The 24,820-nt window shown below is 59.6% G+C and carries 25 protein-coding genes; 24 read left to right on the top strand and 1 reads right to left on the bottom strand.

Translation table 11 applies throughout. The features are described from left to right. The 24 genes from PspS35_RS19190 (at nt 1) to PspS35_RS19075 (ending at nt 23,019) form a co-directional block, all read left to right on the top strand. Nucleotides 1-681, top strand: a complete 681-nt coding sequence (locus PspS35_RS19190) for an AP2 domain-containing protein (protein WP_159936354.1) — start codon at nt 1-3, stop codon at nt 679-681. Between the two features lie 220 nt (nt 682-901). Beyond that, a complete protein-coding gene (locus tag PspS35_RS19185) occupies nt 902-1,603 on the top strand; it encodes a hypothetical protein (RefSeq protein ID WP_238785894.1) in 702 nt (233 codons plus the stop codon). Nucleotides 1,604-1,751: 148 nt separating this feature from the next. Then, the gene (locus PspS35_RS19180; protein WP_159936352.1) at nt 1,752-2,147 is read left to right on the top strand and encodes a putative holin; all 396 of its coding nucleotides are present in this window, start codon (nt 1,752-1,754) and stop codon (nt 2,145-2,147) included. Then, on the top strand, nt 2,140-2,424 hold the full coding sequence (locus PspS35_RS19175) for a phage holin family protein (RefSeq protein ID WP_159936351.1): 285 nt from the start codon (nt 2,140-2,142) through the stop codon (nt 2,422-2,424). The genes PspS35_RS19180 and PspS35_RS19175 overlap by 8 nt, the downstream gene beginning before the upstream one ends. Further along, nucleotides 2,424-3,047, top strand: a complete 624-nt coding sequence (locus tag PspS35_RS19170) for a glycoside hydrolase family 19 protein (RefSeq protein WP_159936350.1) — start codon at nt 2,424-2,426, stop codon at nt 3,045-3,047. Before PspS35_RS19175 ends, PspS35_RS19170 begins: the two co-directional genes overlap by 1 nt. Continuing rightward, on the top strand, nt 3,044-3,505 hold the full coding sequence (locus PspS35_RS19165) for a hypothetical protein (protein ID WP_238785893.1): 462 nt from the start codon (nt 3,044-3,046) through the stop codon (nt 3,503-3,505). Before PspS35_RS19170 ends, PspS35_RS19165 begins: the two co-directional genes overlap by 4 nt. A gap of 11 nt (nt 3,506-3,516) precedes the next feature. Further along, the gene (locus PspS35_RS19160) at nt 3,517-3,984 is read left to right on the top strand and encodes a lysis system i-spanin subunit Rz (protein WP_159936349.1); all 468 of its coding nucleotides are present in this window, start codon (nt 3,517-3,519) and stop codon (nt 3,982-3,984) included. Between the two features lie 3 nt (nt 3,985-3,987). Continuing rightward, nucleotides 3,988-4,482 (top strand): terminase small subunit, encoded by a 495-nt coding sequence (locus tag PspS35_RS19155; protein ID WP_044272767.1) that lies wholly within the window; start codon nt 3,988-3,990, stop codon nt 4,480-4,482. Continuing rightward, a complete protein-coding gene (locus tag PspS35_RS19150; RefSeq protein WP_159936348.1) occupies nt 4,460-5,971 on the top strand; it encodes a terminase in 1,512 nt (503 codons plus the stop codon). The genes PspS35_RS19155 and PspS35_RS19150 overlap by 23 nt, the downstream gene beginning before the upstream one ends. A 1-nt stretch (nt 5,972) precedes the next feature. Further along, complete coding sequence (locus tag PspS35_RS19145; protein ID WP_159936347.1) at nt 5,973-6,323, top strand: hypothetical protein; 351 nt, start codon at nt 5,973-5,975, stop codon at nt 6,321-6,323. A gap of 1 nt (nt 6,324) precedes the next feature. After that, a complete protein-coding gene (locus PspS35_RS19140) occupies nt 6,325-8,019 on the top strand; it encodes a portal protein (protein ID WP_159936346.1) in 1,695 nt (564 codons plus the stop codon). Continuing rightward, the gene (locus tag PspS35_RS19135; protein WP_159936345.1) at nt 8,019-8,312 is read left to right on the top strand and encodes a hypothetical protein; all 294 of its coding nucleotides are present in this window, start codon (nt 8,019-8,021) and stop codon (nt 8,310-8,312) included. The genes PspS35_RS19140 and PspS35_RS19135 overlap by 1 nt, the downstream gene beginning before the upstream one ends. Beyond that, nucleotides 8,309-9,013 carry a hypothetical protein gene (locus PspS35_RS19130; protein ID WP_159936344.1) on the top strand — a complete coding sequence of 235 codons (705 nt, stop codon included), beginning with the start codon at nt 8,309-8,311 and terminating at the stop codon, nt 9,011-9,013. The genes PspS35_RS19135 and PspS35_RS19130 overlap by 4 nt, the downstream gene beginning before the upstream one ends. Before the next feature lie 29 nt (nt 9,014-9,042). Continuing rightward, on the top strand, nt 9,043-10,041 hold the full coding sequence (locus PspS35_RS19125) for a major capsid protein (protein ID WP_095009776.1): 999 nt from the start codon (nt 9,043-9,045) through the stop codon (nt 10,039-10,041). Nucleotides 10,042-10,078: 37 nt separating this feature from the next. Next, nucleotides 10,079-10,471 (top strand): Bbp16 family capsid cement protein, encoded by a 393-nt coding sequence (locus PspS35_RS19120; protein WP_095009777.1) that lies wholly within the window; start codon nt 10,079-10,081, stop codon nt 10,469-10,471. Next, complete coding sequence (locus PspS35_RS19115) at nt 10,464-10,838, top strand: hypothetical protein (protein WP_159936343.1); 375 nt, start codon at nt 10,464-10,466, stop codon at nt 10,836-10,838. The genes PspS35_RS19120 and PspS35_RS19115 overlap by 8 nt, the downstream gene beginning before the upstream one ends. Before the next feature lie 58 nt (nt 10,839-10,896). Beyond that, the gene (locus PspS35_RS19110) at nt 10,897-11,496 is read left to right on the top strand and encodes a hypothetical protein (protein ID WP_159936342.1); all 600 of its coding nucleotides are present in this window, start codon (nt 10,897-10,899) and stop codon (nt 11,494-11,496) included. Continuing rightward, nucleotides 11,493-13,838 (top strand): hypothetical protein, encoded by a 2,346-nt coding sequence (locus PspS35_RS19105; RefSeq protein ID WP_159936341.1) that lies wholly within the window; start codon nt 11,493-11,495, stop codon nt 13,836-13,838. The genes PspS35_RS19110 and PspS35_RS19105 overlap by 4 nt, the downstream gene beginning before the upstream one ends. Next, entirely contained in the window at nt 13,825-14,292 is a 468-nt protein-coding gene (locus tag PspS35_RS19100) for a phage protein Gp13 family protein (protein ID WP_159936340.1), read from the top strand. The genes PspS35_RS19105 and PspS35_RS19100 overlap by 14 nt, the downstream gene beginning before the upstream one ends. 11 nt (nt 14,293-14,303) lie before the next feature. Then, on the top strand, nt 14,304-14,765 hold the full coding sequence (locus PspS35_RS19095) for a hypothetical protein (protein WP_159936339.1): 462 nt from the start codon (nt 14,304-14,306) through the stop codon (nt 14,763-14,765). Continuing rightward, a complete protein-coding gene (locus PspS35_RS19090; RefSeq protein WP_238785891.1) occupies nt 14,765-16,858 on the top strand; it encodes a hypothetical protein in 2,094 nt (697 codons plus the stop codon). The genes PspS35_RS19095 and PspS35_RS19090 overlap by 1 nt, the downstream gene beginning before the upstream one ends. Next, nucleotides 16,855-18,612, top strand: a complete 1,758-nt coding sequence (locus tag PspS35_RS30105) for a hypothetical protein (RefSeq protein ID WP_238785890.1) — start codon at nt 16,855-16,857, stop codon at nt 18,610-18,612. Before PspS35_RS19090 ends, PspS35_RS30105 begins: the two co-directional genes overlap by 4 nt. Then, nucleotides 18,609-21,158, top strand: coding sequence for a hypothetical protein (locus tag PspS35_RS19080; protein ID WP_159936338.1), 2,550 nt, complete (start codon nt 18,609-18,611; stop codon nt 21,156-21,158). The genes PspS35_RS30105 and PspS35_RS19080 overlap by 4 nt, the downstream gene beginning before the upstream one ends. 70 nt (nt 21,159-21,228) lie before the next feature. Continuing rightward, nucleotides 21,229-23,019, top strand: a complete 1,791-nt coding sequence (locus tag PspS35_RS19075) for a hypothetical protein (RefSeq protein WP_159936337.1) — start codon at nt 21,229-21,231, stop codon at nt 23,017-23,019. A 50-nt stretch (nt 23,020-23,069) separates the two neighbouring features. On the opposite strand, the gene PspS35_RS19070 is transcribed toward PspS35_RS19075, so the two are convergent. Continuing rightward, nucleotides 23,070-24,218 (bottom strand): acyltransferase, encoded by a 1,149-nt coding sequence (locus tag PspS35_RS19070; RefSeq protein ID WP_159936336.1) that lies wholly within the window; start codon nt 24,216-24,218, stop codon nt 23,070-23,072. Nucleotides 24,219-24,820: the final 602 nt, after the last annotated feature.

Genomic DNA, 24,820 nt, shown 5'->3' with positions numbered 1-24,820 from the left:
ATGGACCAGAAATTTAGGGGTGTTTTTCCACACAAAACCGGTGGCTGGACTGCCGCCATCGGCTACGAAGGCAAGAACAAATATCTGGGCTGGTACCGGGAATTCGACTCTGCCAAGCAGGCCAGGCTCGCCGCCGAGGTAGAACTGTTCGGCGCAGTCTTCGACCGGCGCGAGATTGAGCTGCACCCAGATCATGCGTTGATCCCGCTGCATGGCCGCAAAGGCGTGTTCTACGGATATGCCCAGATCGACCTGCAGGACCTGGACGAAGTTCGCGATATCGCCTGGACGCTTGACCCACGTGGGTACGTTGCTGGTAGACCGCCGGGGTTCAAAACATCCACCACCATGCATCGCTGGATCATCTACGGGGAAGCAAAGGGCGGCGGTGTTGACCATATCAGCGGCGATAAAACCAATAATCGCCGCGCAAATCTGCGCATTGCCACCCAGACCCAGAACGCTAGGAACACCCGCATTGCCACGAACAACACCAGCGGGTTCAAAGGCGTCTCGCAAACGGCGGAAGGCCGGTGGCGTGCTCGTATCACAGTGGATCGTGCGGAGATTCGCCTGGGCAACTTCGACACCCGCGAGCAGGCCGCAGCGGCATACGACGCAGCAGCACTGATTCACCACGGGGAGTTCGCTTCGCCAAATGAGCCACCGCTGTGCCTGTGAAAGATCAGCAATACGCGAAAATACGCAATGAGGGGGATTTATGAGACTGATCAGCGCACGGCAAGCATGGCGGGAGGCGCTTCACGAGAGCCGCGACTCGGTGCTTGCAGCAGCCCAAGAGCGTATCAAGCTGGGCAAGCGGGGCAGGGTGATCGGTGAAACCATGCCCTCGATGCGTGACAGCAACGGCCGGTGCGCGCACATGCTCGCTGCCGGCCTTGTGCAATCTGCCATTGGGACGCTGCCAAAGCCGCTGCAGCACTTCGGGCACGCGCTGTACTCGCCTGTCGCCAATGGCCAGGACATCAACGTGGCGCACGCCCTGGTCTGGTTGACCGTGGACCTGGGCGAGTGCACCGCCAAGCGCAAGGAAGTTGCGTACTGGATGGCCCTGGCCGCGATCAAGAGCCACCAGGCAGCCGTCAACGGGCGTGAAGCCTGGGGCCCCGGCCGTGTGGTGGAGTTCGTGCACGACTGGTATGGGACGAAGGTGAGCGTCAGCCACTGGGCACGCGACTGGTCTACGATCTGGTCCACCATCGCCAGCACCGTGGACCATCTGGACGCGAAGGCGTTGAAGCCCGTGGCGGCGGTCATCGTGAAAATGGCGGAGCGCCGCGTGTTCGGCACCAGCAGGTGGGATCTGTACGACCGTGAACACGTCGCCGACCTTCGGGCCGAGGCATACGCCGCTCGCCGGGGTTCTGCCCGCGAAGCCTTGCACGCACGCCTGAACGCCATGGGCACCGAGCAGCTGCGCCGGTGGTTCCGCCGCATGAACGCCTACGGTGCCGCGTACCGCCGTGAGTGGGGCATCGACACGCAGGAGAACCCAGGCCGCCACCTGGTGTACAACGACAGGATCAGCGAGTACTGGAGCCAACGCCAGCGCGTGGGAGACGTGACAAAACGGGTCGCTTGACCAAATGGCGAGTGTTCCGGTACCTTTTCACCACGTTGCAAAGTTACGTCCAGCTCCCAGAAACCCGCCAAGTGCGGGTTTTTTGTTGCCTGAATTTCAATCTTGAGCCCCGCCGCCGTGCGGGGCTTTTTCGTTTCTGGGGTCGCAAATGGCAGAGCCAAGCAGCGGTGCAGTGTTGGCCGCTCAGGCGGCTGCAGGCGTGGCAGGTGTAACTGGCGTGACGGCTGCGAGCATGATGCCCGGCGTCGATGTGAACGCCGTGGTTGGGGCCTTCGCCGGCGCCATGTTCTTCGTGGTGTTCGCCAAGGATCTCAAGCCTTTGGCCCGCTTCGGCTACTTCATCGCGTCGTGGGTGCTGGGTTACTACGTGGCCAGCGAGGTCATTGGGCGCGAATGGGCCAGAACTTCCGGCCTTGTCGCCTTCTTCGGCGCGCTGTTCTGCGTTGTCGTGTGCATCAGTCTTCTGGAGTGGATCGAGGGCGGCAAAATGCCCGGATGGCTGCAATGGGTCGCCGAGAGATTCGGAGGTAGCCGCAATGGTTGATCCATGGACTTTGGCAGCCGCGGCGATTTGTGGCGCGATCTGCTTTCGCATCACGTTCTACCGGCGCCACGGCGCCCGGTATCGCGCCGGCGTGTCGTGGTGTGCGTACGCCTTGGCCGCTGCAACTGGCTGCGAATGGCTGTCGGTGATGCTGGCAATCCTGCTTGCCAAGCCAGTCACCGCCGTTTCCCCGTTCATCCTGATCGTGCTGCTGGTGCTGGCAGTGCTTGTCTACCGCGCTGGCGGCAACGTCGCACGCATTCTGAGAATGGACTGATGAAAATCACACCTTCCCACCTGGTGGCAATCCTCCGCTGCCAGGACGCAACCGCGCGCCTGTGGGCTGACCCGCTGAACAATGCCTGCGCCCTGTACCAGATCGACACGCCGTTGCGCCTCGCTGCGTTCCTGGCCCAAGTCGGGCACGAGAGCGCCAGGCTGTCGCGGGTAGTCGAGAACCTGAGCTACAGCGCCACCGCGTTGCAGCGCACCTGGTCCAGCCTGTTCGATGCCAAGACAGCCGCCGAATACGCCCACCAGCCAGAGCGCATTGCCAACGTTGCTTACAACGGGCGCCTGGGCAATACCGCGCCTGGCGATGGTTGGAAGTACCGGGGCCGTGGACTGATCCAGATCACCGGCAAGACGAACTACACCTTGTACGGCGGGTTAATGGGCCTTGATCTGGTCAACACCCCGTCGCTGCTTGAATCCCCGAAGAACGCGGCTATCTCTGCCGCGTGCTTTTGGCACACGAACGGGCTGAATGCCCTGGCCGACCTCGGGGACATCCAGAGCATCGGCAGCATCATCAACACCGGTCGCCGTGGCCGTACACCCAATGGTGCCGCTGAGCGCCAGGCGTTGTACCAAGTGGCGCTGAAGGTGCTGGCCGAATGAATCACCCAACCCGAGAGGCAACACCAATGACCAAGCACTTCATCGGTACCAAGATCGTCTTGGCGCTGGCAATGACCCGTCTCGCCTACAACGACTATCGAGGCTGGGCACTGCCCGCCGACGAGAACGGCGCCGATGACGGCTACCTGGTCGAGTACACCGACGGTGGCGCGCCCAACCATCCAAACCACGCTGGGTACATCAGCTGGTCGCCCAAGGCGCAGTTCGACGCGGGTTATGTGTCAGTTGGCGAAGTGGGTCACCTGCCGCCTCACCAGCAACGAGTGATCGCCGAGCGTGAGCAACTAGCCGACCGCATCCAGAAGCTGGAAGCGTTCCTGCACACCGACCTGTACGCCAGCCTGCCCGACGACGAACAACAGCTGCTCAAGATGCAGGCCGATGCAATGGTGCTGTACCTCGGCATCATCAACACCCGAACCTCTAAGTTCGCCTGAGGAATCCCGCCATGATCCGCTACCTCATTGCCGCACTCGCTGCATGCCTGGTGCTGATCTACGGCGGATGGAGCCACATCCAGGGACAGGCCAAGGACATGGCCGTTGCGAAGGATCGCATTGACACCCTTGAGCGCGCGGCCGAGTCACGGCGCAACACCCAGCGCCTGCTGGCCCAGCTTGACACCGAACATACAAAGGCCCTGACCGATGCGCAGACCACTAACAATCAGCTTCTTGCTGCTGTCGCTACTGGCGCTCGCCGGCTGTCCGTCAAGGCCACCTGTCCCGCTGTGCGAAACACCGCCGCTACCGCCGGCCTGGGTGATGCAGAAGCGAGAGCCGAACTTGACCCAGCGGCTGGTCAACGAATTGTCGCCATCGCCAACGACGGTGACGAAGGACTGATAGCCCTGCGCGCGGCACAGGACTACATCAACACCGTCTGCCTGGGCGGTACCAATCAAAAGGGGCAGTGACCTATGGCCCTGACAGCAAAGCGACAGGCATTTGTTTTCGAGTACCTGGCAGACAAGGACCTGAATCAAACACAGGCAGCCATCCGCGCCGGGTACGCAGTGAAAGGGGCCAAGGACCAGGCCTACAACCTGATGCAGAACCCTGAGGTGGCAGCAGCCATCGCGGCCGGCATGGAGGCTCGCAACAAGCGCCTACAGGTTGATGCTGACTACGTGCTGAAGCGCCTTACTTCCATTGACCAAATGGACCTTGCCGAGATCCACGGCGATGACGGCAAGCTGTTGCCCATCAAGCAATGGCCGCTGATCTGGCGCCAGATGGTCAAAGAAGTGGACATGAAGACGGGCAAGGTCAAGTTCCACGACAAGCTGCGCGCGCTTGAGTTGATCGGCAAGCACGTCAACGTCAATGCCTTCCGGGACCAGGTGGCGGTAGACGTCACCCACACCCTTTCCGAACGGATGGCCAAAGCCCGTGAACGCGCCAGCAGAGGTTGACCAGGAACAACAGCTGGTCGAGGACATCCTCTCGTTTGCGCAAGATCCGCTTGGATACGTTTGGTACGCCTTCCCATGGGGCGAGCCGGGGACAGAGCTTGCCAACAAGTCAGGGCCCAGGCCTTGGCAGATTGAAGTCCTCGACTCAATTGGCAAAAAGCTGCGCGCCGGCGCCAAGGACCTGGGCGAGGTAATCCACGAAGCCACGGCCAGCGGCCACGGTATCGGCAAGTCAGCGCTGGTGTCCTGGCTGATCAAGTGGGCCGTCGATACCTGCGTTGATGCTCGCGGCGTCGTCACGGCCAACACTGAAACCCAGCTCAGGACAAAGACCTGGCCCGAGGTGGCCAAGTGGAATCGGCTTTCCATCACGTCCCATTGGTTCCGAATCACGGCCACGGCGCTGATCAGCACAGACCCGGAACACGAAAAGAACTGGCGCGTGGATGCGGTGCCATGGTCGGAGAGCAATACCGAGGCATTCGCCGGCCTGCACAACGAGGGCAAGCGCCTGCTGCTGGTGTTCGACGAGGCCTCGGCCATCGCCGATCTGGTGTGGGAGGTAGCTGAAGGTGCGCTCACTGACGAGAACACCGAAATCATCTGGGCTGCCTTCGGCAACCCAACCAAGACCACCGGCCGTTTCCGGTCGTGCTTCACCCGGTACAAGCATCGGTGGTCACACCGGCAGGTCGACAGCCGCACGGTTGAAGGCACCAACAAGACGCAAATCGCCAAATGGCAACAGGACTACGGGGAAGACAGTGACTTCTTCCGCATCCGTGTGCGCGGCATGTTCCCGAGGGCTTCCGAATTGCAACTGATCCCTACTGACTGGGTCGCCGACGCGATGAAGCGCGAACCGGTCTTTGGCTTGGATGACGCCCTGGTGTGCGGTATCGACATCGCACGGGGCGGCGCCGACAGCAACGTAATTCGGTTCCGTCGCGGCCTCGACACCCGATCTATCCCGGCGATCAAGATCCCAGGCAGCGAGACCCGCAACACCGCTTTGTTCATCGCCAAGGTGTGCACCGTGGTGCAGGAACACCGACCCGACGCGGTGTTTGTCGACGCCACTGGCGTTGGTGGTCCGGTTGCCGACCAACTGCGCCGCCTGATGCCTGGCATCGTGATCATCGACATCAACTTCGCCAGCATGGCGCCCGATCGGCACTACGCGAACATGCGCACCTACATGTGGTGGCAGATGCGCGAAGCATTGCGGGCGGGCCTGGCCATCGACAGCAGCGAGGAACTTGAAGCCGAGCTGACCTCGCCTATGTACACGCATAACGCCAGTGACCAGATCGCCCTGGAAAAGAAGGACGACATCAAGAAGCGCCTTGGCATCTCACCCGATGACGCCGACGCGCTGGCACTTACCTACGCCATGCCGGTGATGAAGAGCCAATACAACGACTACGGCGGTTCTGGGGCCAGCAGCAACGGCCTTGAATCCGAATACGACCCTTACGCGAGTAACTGACATGTGCGGAAAGAGCATCAAGAAATTGGTCAACAAGGTGGTAGACCTTGACCCATTGCGCGGCGGCGACGTTCTGCTTGAGGGGATGGGCCTGCCGAACATGTTTGGCGAGAACACCGGCATGTTCAACAAGGCCGAGCGCGAGAAGGCCGCAGCAGAGGCCGCGTCCGGCTCGACCGTTGCCACCACGTCGGCTACGCCAACTACGTCCAGCGACTCAGTGCAGGCTGCTGTGGAGGCTGAGCGCAAGCGCCGTCTGGCTCAGTCCGGCCAAAACGGCACCATCTTGACCGGCACATCTGGCGTGCTTGGCAATGCCAACACCAGCCAGAAAACGCTGTTGGGGGTGTAATTTGGCCGACTCTCTGCGCGAACGCTGCGAGAAGCGCTACACCGCTCTCAAGAGCGAGCGCGACAGCAACTGGCTGCCTGAGTGGAAAGAGCTGGGCGACTTCATCAGCCCGCGCTCTGGCCGCTGGTACAACACCGACACCAACGACGGCAAGCGCCGCGACCAGAAGATCATTAACCCGCAGGCCACCTTCGCGGCCCGCACGCTTGGCGCAGGCATGCACACCGGCATGACCAACCCCGCATCGCCCTGGGTGAAGTTCGGCACACCAGACCCTGGCCTGATGGATTACGCACCGGTCAAAGCCTGGTTGTTTGCGGCAGAAAAGGCCATGCGCGAAGTCATGGCCAGGGGCAACTTGTACAGCGTGCTGCCCAACCGCTACAGCGAAGAGGGGATTTTTGGCACCGCGCCAATGGTGGTTATGCCGGACGACAGCGACCTGCTGCGCTCGTACCCGCTGGCTGTTGGCAGCTACATGCTTGCCAACAACAGCCGCAACCAGGTGGACACGCTGTACCGCGACTTCCGCATGACCGCGCGCCAGATGGAGCAGCAGTTCGGCAAGGACAAGATGGACACCGCGTCCAAGAATCTGCTCAGCAGCAAGCCCGACGCGTGGATCGATATCTGCCACGGCATCGAGCCCAACGACACCCGCGAGAAGGGGCGAAAGGACAACACCAACATGCCTTTCCGGTCCGTGTACTGGGAGAAGGGTGGCGATAAGGATTCGATGCTGCGCGAATCCGGGTTCAAGGTGTTCCCGGTCATGGCTCCGCGCTGGGATGTGCTGGGCGAAGACGTGTACGGCACTGGCCCAGGATCGATGTGCATCGGCACCACCAAGGCCATCCAGCTGATGGAGCGCCGCAAGGCCGAGTTGCTGGAGAAGGGCGTGCGTCCGCCGATGGGCGCACCGGTCAGCCTCAAGAATCAACGAGCGTCGATCCTGCCGGGAAGCATCACTTACCTGAACGATATGCAGGTTGGTGCCAAGTTCGCACCGCTGTATGAGGTACAGCCTGCATGGTTGAGCGCATTGCGCGGCGAGATTGCCGCCGACAGCTCTATCGTTGACACCGCGTTCTTCGTCGATCTGTTCCTGATGATCAGCCAGATGGACAGCGTGCGTACCGCGTATGAGATCGCCACGCGCAAGGAAGAGAAGCTGCTGATGCTCGGCCCGGTGCTGGAGCGCCAGACCGATGACCTGCTCGACCCGCTGGTCGATATGTACTTCAACCAGATGCTCGAGCAATCCATTCCCCGCTGGACCGGTATGTTGCCTGGTGCGCCGCTGTTGCCGCCGCCACCCAAAGAACTGGCCGACATGGACTTGCGCATTGAGTTCACCAGCATCCTGGCTCAGGCGCAGAAGGCTATCGGTGTATCCAGTATCGAGCGTGCTATCGGTTTCGCCGGCACCGTGGCCACCACTACGCAAAGCTTGGAACCTCTGGATCTGCTCGATGGCGACGAAGCCATGCGCCAGTACTTCGAACTGATCGGTGTGCCGCCAACCATGGTGCGTGCTGACGATATGGTCGTGCAGATCCGCCAGCAGCGCGCACAGCAGCAGCAAGCCGCGCAGATGCAGCAGGAATTGGGCACGGCCATCCAGGGCGCCCAGGTGCTGAGCCAGACCGACACCAGCGGCGACAACGCCCTGACAGCGCTGGCGGGGGCTATGTGATGGCCGAGCAGAAACCTACCGAGCAGGACTTGCAGGACATCGCCGACTTCAAATGGTTGATGGGCGACAGCCGTGGGCGCCGCTTCATGTGGCGAACCATGGGACGTAGCCGGCTGTTCCAGTCCTCAATTGGTCCCACGGACGCAGTCACGAACTTCAACGAAGGCCAACGCAATGTTGGCCTTTTTCTTTTGAGCCAGGTGAACGACCTGACCCCTGACCTTTACGCCGTCATGGCCGCCGAGAACGTAGAGCGACCAGCTGACGAACAACCCCAGGAGACTGATGAATGAGCCCTTTGATGATGAAGCTGCTTGGCCGCGTGTACATGAACGAGGCGGAAACCGGTGGTGGTGGCGGTGGCGCAGATGCTCCGGCGTCCGCTCCCGCAGCAGAAGCCCCGGCCGCAGCGGCCGAGGGCTCAGTTTTGACCCCGCCCGCTCCCGCAGCAGCACCGGCGGCGGCCCCAACCAAAACCCCCGAGCAGATCCAGCAGGACGCTGACGCGGCGGCGAAGCTCAAGGCCGACACCAGCGCGCCCGAGGCCTACGAGGACTTCACCCTGCCAGAAGGCATGGACATGGACGCCGAGGTGCTGGGCGAATTCAAGGCACTGGCCAAGGAACTGAACATTCCGCAGGCCAAGGCCCAGCAGTTGATCGACTTCCAGACCCAGCTGGCGACCAAGCAGGCCGAGCAGTACCAGGCAGCGGTCACCAAGCAGTCCCAGGACTGGGCCGCAGAAATCAAGAACGACCCTGACGTCGGCGGCGAGAACTACGACAAGAGCGTAGCCAGCGCGGTCAAGGTCATTCAGTCCTTCGGTGACCCGGCATTGGCCGAGTTGCTGAATAACTCCGGGCTGGGCAACCACCCGGCGCTGTTCAAGTTCTGCCATCGCATCAGCGCGGCTATCTCGGAAGACAAGTTCGTCTTGCCTGGTAGCCAGACCGACGCCCCCAAAGAAATGACGCTTGTCGACGCGTTCCGCTGAAACACCCATAAACCGTAGGAGATACACAGATGGGCATTTTGACCTCCACCATGCCGACCCTGATCGATAAGTTCAGTCGGGAAGATGGCAGCAAAAAAATCATGAAGATCGTCGAGCAGATGGCTAAGCAGAACGACATTCTCATGGACGCCGAGTATCAGGAGTGCAATGACGGCTCCAAGCACAAAACCACCATGCGTTCTGGTATCCCAGAGCCAACGTGGCGCATGTTCAACCAGGGCATTCAGCCGTCCAAGTCGACCACCGTGCCTGTGTTGGATACGACCGGCATGATGGAAGATTACGGCCTTGTGGATAAGGCGCTGGCCGACTTGAGTGGTAACGCTGATGCGTTCCGCTCCTCAGAAAACATGGCCAAGTTGCAGGGCTTCAACAACAAAGCAGCTCGTTACATGATTTACGGCAACACCCAGGCAGAGCCACAGGCGTTTCTGGGCCTCGCGCCACGCTACAACGACAAGTCGGCCGAGTCCGGGGCCAACATCGTTGATGCTGGCGGTACAGGCTCCACCAACACATCCATCTGGGTTGTGACCTGGGGAGAAATGACCACCCACTTGCTGTATCCGAAGGGCAGTGTTGCTGGCTTCCAGCACAAGTTCCTCGGCCAGCAGACCGCACGTGCAGATAACGGCGGTGACTTCGAGGCTTACCGCGACCACTTTAAGTGGGATATCGGCATGTCCGTTCGTGACTGGCGGGCTAACGCCCGGGTGGCGAACATCGACATTACCCAGCTGCAGACCGATCCAACTGTGTCCGGGCCGAAGCTGATCGAGCTCCTAGTGCGCGCGATCTACAAGGTTGACAATCCGATGCAGGGGGAAGGGCGCACGGTTATCTATGCGAACCGTGAAATCCAGACGTTCCTGCACTTGCAGGCGATGAACTCTAAAAACGTCAACCTCACCCTGGGCGAATACGCCGGTCGCAAGATCCCGGAAATCCTGGGCATCCCGATCAAGCGCAACGACGCAATCCTCAACACCGAAGCCCGCGTGGTCTAACGACTACGTGGCTTTACCCTATTCAGGAGAGACCATCATGCTTCTCGACGCAAAGCTGCTCATGTCGAACGCCCAGGCAATCACTGCCTCGGCCGCTTCGACCGACGTTATCGACCGTGGCGACAACAAAGATGTAGGTCGCGCCGGTGACATTCCTCTGCTCATTCAGGTTGTTGAAGCGTTCAACACCCTGACTAGCCTCACCATCGAGCTTCAGACCGATGACAACTCGGCGTTCAGCTCCCCGCGCTCACTGTATTCGGTCGTGGTGCCGCTGGCCGACCTGAAGCTTGGCTACCAAACCCCAGTTATCACCCTGCCGCAGAAGACAGAACGTTTCCTGCGCCTCAATTACACCGTCACCGGCACCGCCCCAACACTGGGCAAGATCACCGCTGGCGTCGTTGCTGGAGTACAGACCAATGCCTAAGCGCTATGAAGTGCTGGAGCGGTCGTTTATCAACGGCCGCCTCTACGAGCCGGGTGAAACGCTGGTGCTGGAAATCGACAGCCCTGGCGGCAACCTGAAACTGGTTGGCGGCGATAAGTCGGCTGGCGGTTCCCCCACCGGCAACCCCAACACTGACGGCCCGGAGTACTCCGGCAAGCACAACGGTGGCGGGCGTTTCATCATCGTCAACAAGGCCGGTGAGCGTGTTGGCGAGTTCACTGGTGCACGGGAGGACGCGGAAGCGGAAGCGGCACGCCTGAACGCTGGCGGTGAGATTACGCCAACCACCGGCAACCCCAACACTGACGGCGACAACACCGGCGGCAACGGACTGCCAGACGCCTGACCACCTGCAACAACCCTCAGGGCCCTTCGGGGCCCTTTTCTTTTTCTGAGGTTCCCGAATGTCCAGCGATATCGAGATCTGCAACATCGCGCTTTCGCGGGTGGCGCTTACGCAGCCAATAGCGTCGTTCACTGAGCGGAGCAAGCCGGCCGAGCAGTGCCGTGTGTTTTACGGGTCGATGCGAGAACTGGTGTTGCAGGCGTTTCCCTGGCCGTTCGCGGAGTCGATTGTTTCCCTTGCCGACCTAGGTAGCCCTGCGCCTGGGTGGGCATATCGGTATCGCTATCCCGCAGATTGCTTGCAGGTGCGAAGCATTGTGCAACCCGGCTGGCGCCGTGCATTGACCGCTGACCAAGAAATTCCGTTCAAGATCGGCTACGACTCCGGCGGCCGGGTGATTCATACCGATCAGCCAGAAGCCGCATGCCGCTTCACATTCAAGGTCGAAGACTCGACTTTCTTCGACGCCCAGTTTTCTGACGCACTGGCCTGGCGCCTTGCCATGGAGCTGGCGTTACCCCTCAGCTCCAAGCCGGACTTACAGCAGTTCGCTGCCCAGCAATACCAAATGGCCCTGACGCTGGCCGAGGGTTCTGCCTTCGAAGAGTCTCAGGACGACCCGGAGCCTGAATCAGAATTCATCACGGTGCGCCAATGACCAGCGTATTGCAGCCAACCTTCGCGGCGGGTGAGCTGTCGCCGTCGGCCAGTGCCCGTACCGATATCGCCCGCTACTACACCGGGCTCAAGCTATGTCGCAACTTCATGGTCATGCCCTACGGCGGCGTGCGTAACCGCCCGGGCACCAAGTTTGTGTGCGAAATCAAGGATTCAACCAAGCGCTGCCGGTTGATCCCGTTCCAGTTCAACGACGTGCAGACCTACGTCCTGGCATTTGGCGATCTGAACATGCGCGTGATAAAGGACGGTGGCCAGGTGCTGTACAGCGCCGGCCCAAACATCGGCCAGCCCTTCGAACTGGCGCTTCCGTACACGCAGAACGACCTGAACCAACTGAACTACACCCAGTCCGCTGACGTGATGACGCTCGTGCAGCCTGGGTACAAGCCGCGCGAATTGAGCCGACTGGGCCATGACAATTGGACCACGGCTGAAATCAGCCTGGCGCCGCGCATTGCTGCTCCTGCGTCGGTAGTCGCGGCGGCCGCTGGCACTGGTGGTGGTGTACAGCAGAGCTGGCGCTATCAGGTAACAGCGGTCCTTGATGACGGGAACACCCTGGACGAGTCGCTGCCAGCTACATCGAACAGCATAACGATATCGGTCTCCACGGCGGTTGCCACGATCAACTGGTCTGCTGTGCCCGGGGCAACGTATTACATCGTTTACAAGGACAACGCCGCCGCAGGTATCTACGGGTTCATTGGTCGCGCCACCACCCTGGCGTTTGAGGATCAAAACTTCACAGCGGTCAAAACAGACTCTCCACCGAATGGTAATGACCCGTTTGTGGGTGCTGGGAATTACCCCGGCGCCGTGGGCTATTACCAGCAGCGCCTGGTGTTCGCCGGCAGTGATAACAATCCGCAGACCGTGTGGATGTCCAAGACAGGCCTGTTCAAGAACTTTGGGTTCTCTATCCCGAGCAAGGATGACGACTCAATCACGTTCACCATTGCCAGCACCGAGGTGAACCGCATGCGTCACCTGTTGGCCCTGCGCAAGCTTCTGGGGCTCACGTCGGGAGGCGAATGGACTTTCTCCGGCGCTGACACGGGGCTGACCTCAAAGACAGTACAGGCGAGCCAGGAAGGCTATGACGGATCTGCAACCGTTCGGCCAGTGGTGGTGGGCAACAGCGCGGTGTACGTGCAGGCCCGCGGCAGTCGCGTGTCATCCTTCGGTTATTCCATCAATGCCGACGGCTTCGCGTCTGACGACCTGACCCTGTTCAGTGCCCACCTGTTCCGGGGTAAAGAACTGACCAGCGTTGCGTACCAGAAAATCCCCGACTCCATCGTCTGGTATGTCCGTGACGACGGTATTTTGCTGGGCCTGACCTACTTGCCCGAACAGCAGCTGGTGGGCTGGCACTGGCACGATACTGACGGGTTTGTTGAATCCATCGCGTGCGTCCCGGAAGGCCAGGAGGACGCGCTCTACATGGTGGTGCGCCGAACCATCAATGGTGTGCAGAAGCGTTACATTGAGCGCATGGCTACGCGCCAGACCACCAGCATCGAAGATGCCTTCTTCGTTGACTCCGGCCTGACCTATGACGGGCGCAATACCGATACCGCCAAGACCTTCACATTGTCGGGCGGCACCACATGGGGCTTTCCTGAGGTGGTGACCATGACGGCGGTCGGTCATGCGCCATTCCTTGCCGGTAGCGTGGGGTTCAACTACTCATTGAAGGTAGCGACCACGGATGAAAACGGCGATCCGGCTACCGATATTGTCCGTGTCGAAGTGGTGGGCTACACCAGCACCAGCGTGGTCGCTGTCAAGCTGTTGATTATTTGCCCGGAAACACTGCGCGGCAAGCCAATCTCTACTTGGGCGCGCCAGGTGAAGAGTCTTTCAGGTCTGAGCCATCTTGAAGGCAAGACCGTTTCCATCCTTACCGACGGCAGTGTTCACCCGCAGCGCGTCGTTACGGGCGGCACCATCGTTTTGCAGGAATACACCGGCATCGCGCACGTGGGCTTGCAGTACTTCTCCGACATGGAAACCCTCGACCTTGAACTCAAGAACGCCAATGAAACCGTTCTTGATAAGAAAATTGCCGTCACTGGGTTGACCGTGGTGGTCGAGGAGTCGAGAGGCATTCTTGCCGGCTCGGATAAAAACAATCTTTACGAGGCGAAGACGGACCGTAATGAATATGAGCCTCCGATTGAGCTGCTGACCGGCCAGGCAACCGTCCCAATCTCCAACACCTGGGAGAGCAAGGGGCGGGTGTTCATTCGTCAAGCAGACCCTCTGCCACTGTCGGTTTTGGCGGTTATTCCGGAGGTGACCATTGGCGGCCGCTGAGGTTTTACCTATTGAGCCCGAGGACATCCCGGCAATCCTGCGCGACGTGCGCCAGGCGGATATCGACGAGATCGTCGAGGGGCTAGGCGTCTCACTGGAGCTGGAATTACTACAGGGCATCAACGACAGCCTGAACGCCCGCAAGATCGTGGTCGACGGTCACATAGTCGCAGTGTTCGGCGATGCGGTGCATAGCGTTCTGGGCTCTGTCGGTGTGCCTTGGCTGATCAGTACCACCCACGTCGAGCGCAATGCTCGTGCGTTCCTCAAGGTCTGCAAGCCAGAGGTGCAAGGGATGCTTACCCGGCACCGCCACCTCATCAATTACGTCGACGCCCGAAACACCTCGGCCATTCGCTGGCTGAAATGGCTGGGCTTCAACTTCGGCGAGGCCGTCCCGTATGGGCCTAAGCGCCTTCCGTTCTACCCCTTCACGCTGAATCGAGAGGAATAACCATGTGCTGGATGGCATTGATACCCGTCGCCATTGGCCTGGCGGGCAGCATGATGCAGGCCCAAGGGCAGAAACAGAACGCCGCGTTTCAGTCGGACATGATGCAGCAGAACGCCGGATTCAAGCAGCAGACGGCACAGGAAGTGCTGAACGCCGGCGATACGACGGCAGACTGGCAGCGCGTCCGCACTGGGCAGGCGATAGGCACCCAGCGGAGCGTGCAGGCCGCGAATGGCATCGACGTGAACAGCGGGAGCGCCGCACAGATTCAGGATGACACCGCCATGCTCGGTGAGTTGGATGCCTTGACGATCCAGAACAACGCCGCGCGCGAGGCCTACGGCTACCGCGTGCAGGCCAAGCAGGATCTGCTCAACGCCAACCAGACCGTTCAGAACGGTAACACCGCCGCCATGGGCTCAATCCTCGGTGGTATTGGCGGTGCATTTGGTTCATTCGCGGGGGCTCGATAATGCCACGGGTACCGACATACGAAACTGCACTGGTTCAGCAGCAGCCCACGCGCCCTATTCAGTTGCAGGGTGTTGCACCTGACACCACCTCGATTGCTCAAGGCTTGCAAACGCTGGGGCGCGGCGCGCAGATGCTCATGGACAAAGAGCGCGAGAAGGCCGACACCGCGCTGCTGATGGATGCCGACAACCAGCTCACCAAGTGGCAGCAGCAGAACATGTACGGCGAGAACGGCGCCTATAGCCGCAAAGGTCAAAACGCCCTAGATGTCACCAATCAGACCCTGGATCAGTTCGACAAGGCTCAGGCTGAGATTGCCAAAACCCTGACTAACGATCAGCAGAAGGCCAGGTATGCGCAGATCGTCAACAGCCGGCGCAACTCCCTGTCCAGCGACCTGAATCGCTACGAGTACGGGGAGCGCCAGAACTATTACGGCCAAGTTGAAAAGGCCCAACTTGAAACATCCATGCAGGGTGCGGCCCTGGAATACCAAGACCCAACCAAGGTTGCTCAGTACCGCCAGAAGGCTGATGCGGTTTTAACCAGCCGCGCCCAGCGCCTTGGGCTGTCGCCTGAGGCTGCGCAGGCAGAACGCCTGGAAACCAACAGCGGCATGTCCTCTGCCGTTATCCAGCGGATGCTGATCGACTCCCCGCAAAAGGCCAAGAGCTATTACGAGTCCTATAAGGAGACGATGACGGCCGAAGATCAGATCCGCACCAGTAACGGTATCGACCAGGGCTTTCGACGCCTTGAGGCCGAGGCGCGCCAACGCCAGGTGGAGGCACGGCAGATTCAGGCCATAAACCGCATGGAGCTGAGCAGCCGAGTGCAGGATGCCAGCGCCGCCTACTCTCAGGGCCTGGACTTCAAAAACCCGCCATCGAAAGTTGACTTTGCAGCAGCATACGGGCCCGAGAAGGGCGCTCAGGAGTTCGACAGGTTTTCGAAGGTGCAGGCTCTGGCCCCAGCCATCCGGGAATTTGCCACTGCAGATCCTCAGGAGCGCCAAGCCATCTTGGGTAAGTTCCAGCCAGCTCAGAACGGAACCGCCGGCGAGGGATTCAAGGAAGACAACGAGCTTTACCAGCACTTGACCAACGTAGGTGTGCGCCTTATGAAACAGCAGCAGGAAGACCCTGCCGCGTACGTGGCCAAGTACAGCCCTACCGTGCAGCAGGCGTTTGCAGTTGCCCAGCAAGACGGAACGCCAGAGGCCTACCAGGCTTACGCGCGAACCACTCTGGCCGAACAGCAGCGCCTGGGTGTCAAGCAGCCCAAGCTGTTGCCGGATGCCGCCGCCGACCAATTGGTTGCGAACTTCACAAACCAGCTCAATGGAGGTGAAAACGCCGCGACGATGATTGAGCAGCAGCAAGCGTTGTGGGGCAAGGACTTCCCAGCGGTGTTGCAGCAGGTGGGCAACAAGCTCCCGGCCGAGGCGCAGGTAATCGCCACCGGCCTGCCGAAGGATGTGGCCGAGCGCATGGCGTCGGTAGCCAGCATCAAGGACAGCGATCTGCATGCAGGCCTTCAAAAGGGGCAGAAAGATACGATCAATCAGTCGGTATCCGCTGCTATGGCGCCGTTCGCTCAGTCCCTGCAAGGCCAGTCTGGCGGCATCAACACATACAACACCATGTACCAGGCCGCTGCCAGGACCGCTACTTCCTATGTGCTCCAAGGCATGGAGCCGGAAAAGGCAGCTACCAAGGTCGTGAATGGGATGCTGAACGACAAATACGACTTCTTCGGCACGTATCGGGTACCCAAGACCCAGGACACCGAGGCGGTCAGCCGTGGCGCAACTGCAGCAATGCGGCAGATCAAACCTGATGAACTGATGCCGCTGCCTGGGTTCGCCGGCGTCACCGAGGAACAGAACCGTAAGCAGCTGCACGACGCTCTACAGAGCAGTGGGCAGTGGGTGCCGAATGAGGATGAAAGCGGGCTGTCGTTGACCCTGAACGGGTACCGCGTGCGCGGCGCCGATGGCAATCCCATCACCCGCAGCTGGGCCGACCTGCAACAGAAAGGCCTGCGCGAGCCCGATCAGTACCGCGTGGCACCAATGGGGTTCATGCCATGACTATCTATGCAGGTGATGCGCCGGTTCTTGACCGGCGGACGATGCTCGACATCCCGGCCGACTCTGGCGAGGTCTGGGACGCGGCCTTTGGCAGCGCGTTCTCGACCAACCCGTCGAGCGCCATCATTCGTACCGAGCAGCTCGGCCAGGCCCAGGAAGGCCTACGCCTTACTGGCGACACAGAATCCATTCTGGTGCCGCCACGCAATGAGCCCGACACACCGCTTATGGATGCGCAGGCAGCGCGGGACAAGGTTTCAGGCATGGGGCTGGATATCAAAGTTCCCGAACAGGGAATCCGAGAGGGCGCCCTAGACATTCTCATTGATCGACACCGTGAGCAGGCTGCCCGCCAGCAAGTAATGATCAGGGCGAACGGTGGATCGTTCGGCACCCAGCTCGGCGCTAGTGTTGCCGCTTCGCTACTTGACCCGCTCAACATTGCTTCGGCATTTGTGCCGGTGGTGGGCGAGGCACGCTATGTCGCAATGCTAGGGCGCGCTGCATCACCGCTGGGCCGTGCCGGTGTTCGTGCGGGTGTTGGAGCTGTTGAGGGGGCCGTGGGTGCTGCGATCATTGAGCCGCTGCCGCTGATCGCAGCCGGTATGGATCAGACGGAATACGGGCTGTCCGACTCCCTGGCAAACATCGCCATGGGTGGCCTGCTCGGTGGTGGCCTGCATACCGTGGGGGGCGCCGTATCTGATGCGCTGCGCCGGCGGATTGCCACCGAAACCCCGCCGCAGGTTGAAAGCGTTCTCAACAGCACCGAACGCCAGATTCCGCAACCACTGAGGTCGACCGATTTTGAGCGTGTCTTTAACCAGGATCCCGAAACCGCACTGCGCGGCGCACTGGCCCGTGATCTGGAGGCCGATGGCGCAACGCTGTACCGCAATGCAGAGCGCCAGGCCATTGAAGAGATACGCCCGACTTTGACGGGAGAACGTGTTGGCAACGTGGCCGACCTGCATGTTGAGCGCCTGGCGCTGACCCAGCGCGCCATGGGTCTGGACGCGACATTCAAGGACCTGGCCAAAGAGTTCCAGGGCCAGCGGATGACCCGCAAGCAGGCCGAGCGCGCAGCCCGCGACACCATCGCCGCCCAGCGTGAACAGATCGGCGCACGCCAATCTGAAATCAACACCGCACTGGAGCGCAACCGCGCAGGCGAGTTTGACCGGCGCGACCTTGGCCTTATTGAGCGAGGCGAGGTGCCAGAACGCTTGCGCCCGCAGATCGAGGCCCGCGCCAAGCAAATCATGCAGGGCTACCAGCAGCGTCCACTGGGGCCCGCGCTCCGTACCGCCCGGGAAACTGCAGAGGGCGCTGACTGGACCGTGCGCAACAGTGCGTTTCGCACCGCGGTGGCTCAGGCGGTCAGCGGCCGGGATATCGACGTGCAGGCGCTGTTCGATTTGGAGGCCCCCGGCAAAGCTGCTGGAGCCATGGAGTACGTGAAGCGTCCGCCTGCGCGCCGCATTGACCCCGATGGCCAGGCCGAAAGCCTGCGCGTGGACAGCGCGCCCAAGTCCCAACCGCTGGACGAATTTGAGGCCACCCGCCGGCAGTTCGACGAGGACGACGCCCTGGTCAAGGAAATGCTGGACCAACTCCCTGAGAAAGACCGGGCCGATGTGTTGGCCGCCAGCCGCGACGAAGCCGAAGCCGCCCAGGCCCAGGCTGACCGCGCCGAGCAATATTCGAAGGCATACCGCGCCGCCGCCGTATGCGACATAAGGAACGGACAATGACGCCTTGCATCGACGCTGTACGGGCTGCCGCTGGCAACCTTGAAGACAGGGAAATATCTGAAATCTTTGAGCTGCTGCGGGGGCGCGCCAAGGAACTGATGGCCAGGGAGGGTGCCTTGGGCATGGAACAAGCCACGTTGCGTGCAGCGGATGAACTGGGCAAGCAGGCCCAGCACGCGGCATTGATCGAGAAGCGCAACGCCTTGCTGAACCTGCGCCGGCGTGGCGAGATTGTTTCGTTCGTGCGCGGCAGCTTTGCCGACCGTCCAGACCTTGGCATTGAATCGTTGCTGGTGGGCACCAACCTTGCCCGCCAGGGTTCGCGCTTGTCGGTTGCTGCTGAACAGAAGGCCTTGGGCGATGCATATATAGGTGGCTTCATCCACGATCTGGAGCGCCAGGACCTGACCGCGATCATCGCCAAGGGGGATTCCGACGTTGATATCGCCGATGCCCTTTGGAAGATCGGCACCAATCAGGACACCTCAAAGCTCAACGACCAGGTGGTGAGCATTGCCCGCACCATCCAGAGGTATCAGGAGGCAGCGCGCATCGATGCGAACCGCGCCGGCGCCAACATCGGCAATCTGCCTGGGTACATCGCCCGCCAGAGCCACGACGGCGAGAAGATCGGTTCTGCTGGGTTCGATAAATGGCGTGAAGAAATCTTGCCTCGGCTTGACCAGCGCACGTTCGATGACGTGGCCAACCCTACACAGTTCCTACGCGGGGTGTATGACGGCCTGGTATCGGGCGATCACCTCAAGGCGCCCAGCGATTCTGCGCCCAACGGGTTCAAAGGCCCGGCCAATATCGCCAAGAAGGTCAGCCAGGAGCGCGTCCTCCACTTCAAGGATGGCGTGGCCTGGCACGAGTACAACACGATGTTCGGCACCGGCAACCTGCGCGAGTCCGTGTTGCGCGGCCTGGACATGGCCGGACAGAACACCGCGATCATGCGGCGCCTGGGTACCAATCCTGAGGCAAACCTCAACATGGCCATGGATATTCTGGCCGAGGACGTGCGCAAGTCCGGCGATCCGAAGGCACTGACCAACTTCAACACCGCGCGCGGCAACATGATCGCCAACCGTTTTGCCGAAGTCAGCGGCGCCACACGGATTCCCGGCAACGCCAACCAGGCGCGCGTTGCTGCAAACGTCAGGGCCTGGCAGTCGCTGTCCAAGCTGGGCGGGGCGCTGCTGTCCAGCTTCGCCGACCTGCCGGTTGCAGCCAGTGAAATGCGCTACCAGGGAAAAAGTTTCCTGGGCTCGCTGGGGGAAATGACAGCCGGCCTGGCCAAGGGGCGCGGGAGCCTTGAACAACGCGAGATTCTTTCGAGCTTTGGGGTTTATGGGGATTCGATGCGAGGGGAAATCATGCGGCGCTTTTCTGCCGATGATTCTGTGGGCGGGAAGATGTCGCGGGGGATGTCGCTGTTCTTCAAGCTAAACGGCTTGTCCTGGTGGACTGATGCCAACAAGGCCAGCGCCGGCTTGATGATGGCCCACAACTTGGCCCAGAACAAAGGCAGGGCCTGGGGCACGATAGATACCGGCCTTCGCCGCACGCTTGAGCTGTACGACCTCGACGCCGGCAAGTGGGATCTGTTGCGCGGGATGGATACCCGGATGGCTGATGGCCGGGATTACCTGACCACGGACGGTATCCCGAGTATCGCCGATGATCGCATCAGCGCGTATTTGACTGAGCAGGGCCGCAACGTCTCCGACGCCGCGATTCGCGAAACTCGCGAAGGCCTCAACCGTAGCTTGCGCGCCTACGTGAACGACCGGGTCAGTTATGCCGTGTTGGAGCCGGACGCCCGTACACGCTCGATCATGAACCAAGGAACCCGGCCGGGAACGATCATGGGCGACCTCAACCGGTTCATGACCCAGTTCAAGAGTTTCCCCGCCGCGTACATGCAAAAAACCCTGGGCCGAGAGCTGTACGGGCGTGGGTACGCGCCGACACCGCTGGGGGAGGGCTACCGGGGCAGTAAGGATCTGATCGCCGCCCTGCGTAACGGCAACGGCGAGCGCCTGGCCATGGCCCAATTGATGCTGTGGACCACGGCGTTCGGCTACCTGTCCATGTCCGCCAAGGATGCGGTCAAGGGTCGCCAGCCCCGGCCGGCAGATGATCCCAAGACGTGGATTGCCGCGATGACCCAGGGCGGCGGCTTCGGGATCATGGGTGACTTCATGTTCGGCGAGGTCAGTCGCTTCGGCAATAAACCGCTGGAAACACTGGCTGGACCGACGCTGGGCACCGCCGCTAACGCTCTCGACCTGTGGGCCAAGATCCGCTCAGGTGATGACGCCGCGTCGTCGGCTCTTCGCCTGGCCCAGAACAACACACCTTTCCTGAACCTGTTCTATAGCCGAATCGCCATGGATTACCTTTTTCTCTACTCGGTTCAAGAGGCAATGAACCCTGGATCGCTGCGCCGAACAGAGCAGCGTATCCAGCAAGAAAACGGCCAGAAGTTCCTGGTTAAACCCTCGCAAAGCTATATCGACCCCCTGGGCATAGCCCGCTAACGCCGACCCATCCCACCGAATCCCGCCATTGAGCGGGATTTTTTTTGCCTACAGGAAAGGAGTCACAGCCGTGACCGTAAACACAGTCGATAGCATCGCTGAGTTCGTGACCAACGGGGTAACCACGAACTACCCGTTTTACTTCAAGTTCTTGGCGAACGAGGACTTGGTTGTCACTTACATCAACCCGCAGGGGGTCAGCACGCAACTTGTCCTTGGCACGAACTACACCGCCCATGGCGCGGGCAATGATGATGGCGGCAGCATCGTTACAGTCGCCGCTCTTGCAGGGCCTGGCCAGCTGGTTGTTTCAAGGGAAATGGTTGCCTATCAGCAAACCTCGCTCAGGAACCAAGGCAAGTTCCTCGCCGAGACCCACGAGGATGTTTTTGACAGGCTAACCATGCTTGTCCAACAGGGGCTTGCCTTCGCTCGGCGTGCCTTGTCGCGCAAGCCAGGAAAGGATTTCTTCGACGCGGAAAATCGGAACGTTTCGAACCTGGCAGATCCGGTGGCGCTTCAAGATGCGGTCACCAGGAAATGGACCCAGCAGTATGTCGGTGGTCTTTTGCAGACAGGCCAGGGGCCCGCAAACAGCGCCGCGAACATCCTTTACACGGACTCGGCGGGCATTCCTGCGGTGTTGCAGGCGCTGGTGGGGAACATGATCGCGGGTAACCTCACGGTCAATGTTCCAGGTCAGTTTGCGGAGCCGGCTGACGCGATGGACTGGGTTAGAACAAAAACCATCGCCAACGGTGCCAAAGTAACTATTAAGCTGGCCGACGGGGTGATTACTCTCACAAGGGGAACATCGCTCAACCATCCGCAAAATAGCTTAATCGATTTGATTGGTAACGTTTCCGCGATGGCTTCCTGCCAGGTCGCCCCCGTAGCAGGAACAACATTTGATGCGTTCACTTGCACATCAGGCTGCTTCGGGAAAATTGACGGGTTTCGTCTTTCCCGACCAAATAAGGCCGGCACGGGAATTCTCGCTCTTGGTGCAGACATTGCTCGCGTCGGCCCAAATGTTGAAGTTGATAACTTCTACTACAGCTATGCGTCGCGTGACGGCGGCAGGATGCAGGCCGACGATACGGTGTCGAGGAATGCCGGGGATGTCGGTTACTGGGCATATGACGGCGGGCGCCTTGGCTGCAAGAGGGCCAAGGCATACGACGCCATTGATGTGGATAGCGATCTTGGCTATGGATTTCAGGCAGAGTACGGCGGAACGCTTGAGTGTGAAGAGGCGTATGCGACAGGCTGCAGAAAGGCGGGCATTGCCGCGCTCGCCGGAGGCACTGTTCGCGCCCATAATTCAAACCCTTCGGGGAATATCGGTTCTGGCTTCTTGATTCGTGGTGCATCGTTCATTGCCATGAATGGTGCGACGCCGAACAACAATGGACGCTGGGGGGTCGAGCGCGAAAGTAATGGCGTTGTTTCTGGTAGCTACGTAGGGACCGGTAACACCCTTGGGCAGCAGAAGCCGGTTGCTCTGCTCGTGAATGAAAACGGAGTATCGGCAGTCGCAAGTAATACTGGAGCGACTCTTGGTATTGGGTCAAACGGGCCGGAAGGTGTTGTTATTACTGTTCAGGGGGCGACAGCGCTTAGAGCCGGAAGCACTGGGGTAGGCGCTGTGAACTTTCTTCAAGCAGATGCCGCACTTAGCGGGCAGCCTGTGCTGGTGAAGGCGAGAGGTGCCGACAACATAATTGATATCGAACTATCACCGAAAAATGGTCACGTTCGTCTACCTGGATACTCGGCACATGCTGATGCACCAATTGTCGGATGCTTTGAAATTATGGATACAGCAGGGGTAATTCGGAGGGTTGCAGTGATCGCTTAAGAGTTTTGTCGGCGGCAGTGATATGCCGCCGCCAACAATCTCCATCACATCTAGAATGACTTAACCTGTCCAGCCAGCGTTGCTTTACTGGAAGGTGATTTACGAAGAAATGGTAACTCGACGTACCTATAACTCAGGTGTGATATGAAAAAAACAAGGGCTGTTGCGCAAAAAGTTATGAGAGCAAATTGCGCGTCTGACGCGGGGGCTCTCGCGATCAAATGTTTGAGTGCAAAGCCAGACAGCATCAAAAGGGGGGCGTGCACTAGGTAGACGCTGTAACTCATATCGCCGAGAGCGGTGAATGGGCGAAGAGTCATCAGCTTGGGTCGTGCTACCACGATGGAGGAAAACAGGGCGGCTGTTATCAGGTACCGCTCCCAGCCATAAGGGCTGTAGTCGTATGCCAAAGAAAGATACAAAGCGATAACTGATAGCGCCGAAAATCCTAGTCGGATTTTTTTATTGAAATGAAGATGGCGAAGGTGCTTCGCCGATAGCGCGCCTATGAGGAAATACCCGGCAAAAGTTGTTCCAGTCACGATCAGCTCATAGGCCACGAGCACCGCACCAAATGGCAGTGCGAGCTTATCACCGTGCTTGGTAAACGATGCCCATACTATGAGCGGGAAGGCGAGGTAGAACTTGACTTCATACGCAAGTGTCCAGATAACCGAGAAGAATCGATCTATCTCTATACCGAAGGCATAAAAATCATTGCCGTTGCCTTTCAGTCCAAAAAATGCCATATCAAGTAGATGATAAATCTGTGTTGTCTTGAAAGCAGACCAATCGCCGACCATGCATATCACAGTGACGTTTAGTAGGAAGTACGCTATGTATGCCGGCACTATTCGACGGAATCGGGAAGTGTAAAATTTTGACCAGTCGAATGCTCCTGATTTTGAATACATTTGCCCGAAAAACAGCAAGCCTGTTATGCAGAAAAAAACCTGAACCGCCAGCGATCCGTAGTTTTCTCGCAGAGCAAAGTCGAATGTGTAATTTATTCCTTGAGCGGCCAGTCTCCAAAAGTGAGTTGCAACCACCGCGATTGCCGCAAGACCTCTGACGCCATCAAGATAAAGATCCCTTTCTTGATTTTGCACCTGGTCATCGGAGCTTGAACGAAAGAACAAAAATGAAAGAGATACAAAAAATATCAAGATGACTAGCGGTAAAAAATTCTGGAGCTGCATCGGATTCCCCGTATATATCCATTAGGGCGTAGTAAAGGCGCTCCCTTCGGGCCTTACGCCAATGCCAAAAGAAACAGGTGTAAAAACTCGCGGGCGACTGTACAGGCGGTGTGCCACTGGTGCAAGCGAAGGGGGTTGTGTTGGTCGGCAGGACGCCTGAGCGGGGACTTTCTGTCCGAAAGCCTGTAGGGAGATTTGCGGGGATTCGTGAATCCCCGTTCAACATCGTTAGGCGTCGATTGCAGTGGGCGCCTACGTAAGGTGTTGCTATTAAAGGCTTTTCAGGACTCCCGCCAGCATGGGGTGCTAGGGGTCGAGTGTTCGAATCACTCCGTCCCGACCATATAATTCAAGGGGTTGCGAGATTTTATCTCGCGACCCCTTTTTATTTTAAGTCGCTTTTACCCCTACAAAACCACTGGCTCTGGGTGGAATCCTCAGCTGATACAAAGGCCAGAGTTTGTCCCGGAAGGCACAAGCAGCACGTCAATGCTTCCAGTCAGACCTTCCGGCCGAACACAGGTTTACGCAGAGCTGTCCGTTCTTGAACAGTTAATCATTGCTCTGAAAATCGCGAACAAGACTCTCGCTTGGACTGATAG

It is taken from the genome of Pseudomonas sp. S35 (assembly GCF_009866765.1).
Classification (GTDB): Bacteria; Pseudomonadota; Gammaproteobacteria; order Pseudomonadales; family Pseudomonadaceae; genus Aquipseudomonas.
This window is presented reverse-complemented; position numbering and strand designations above follow the sequence as displayed.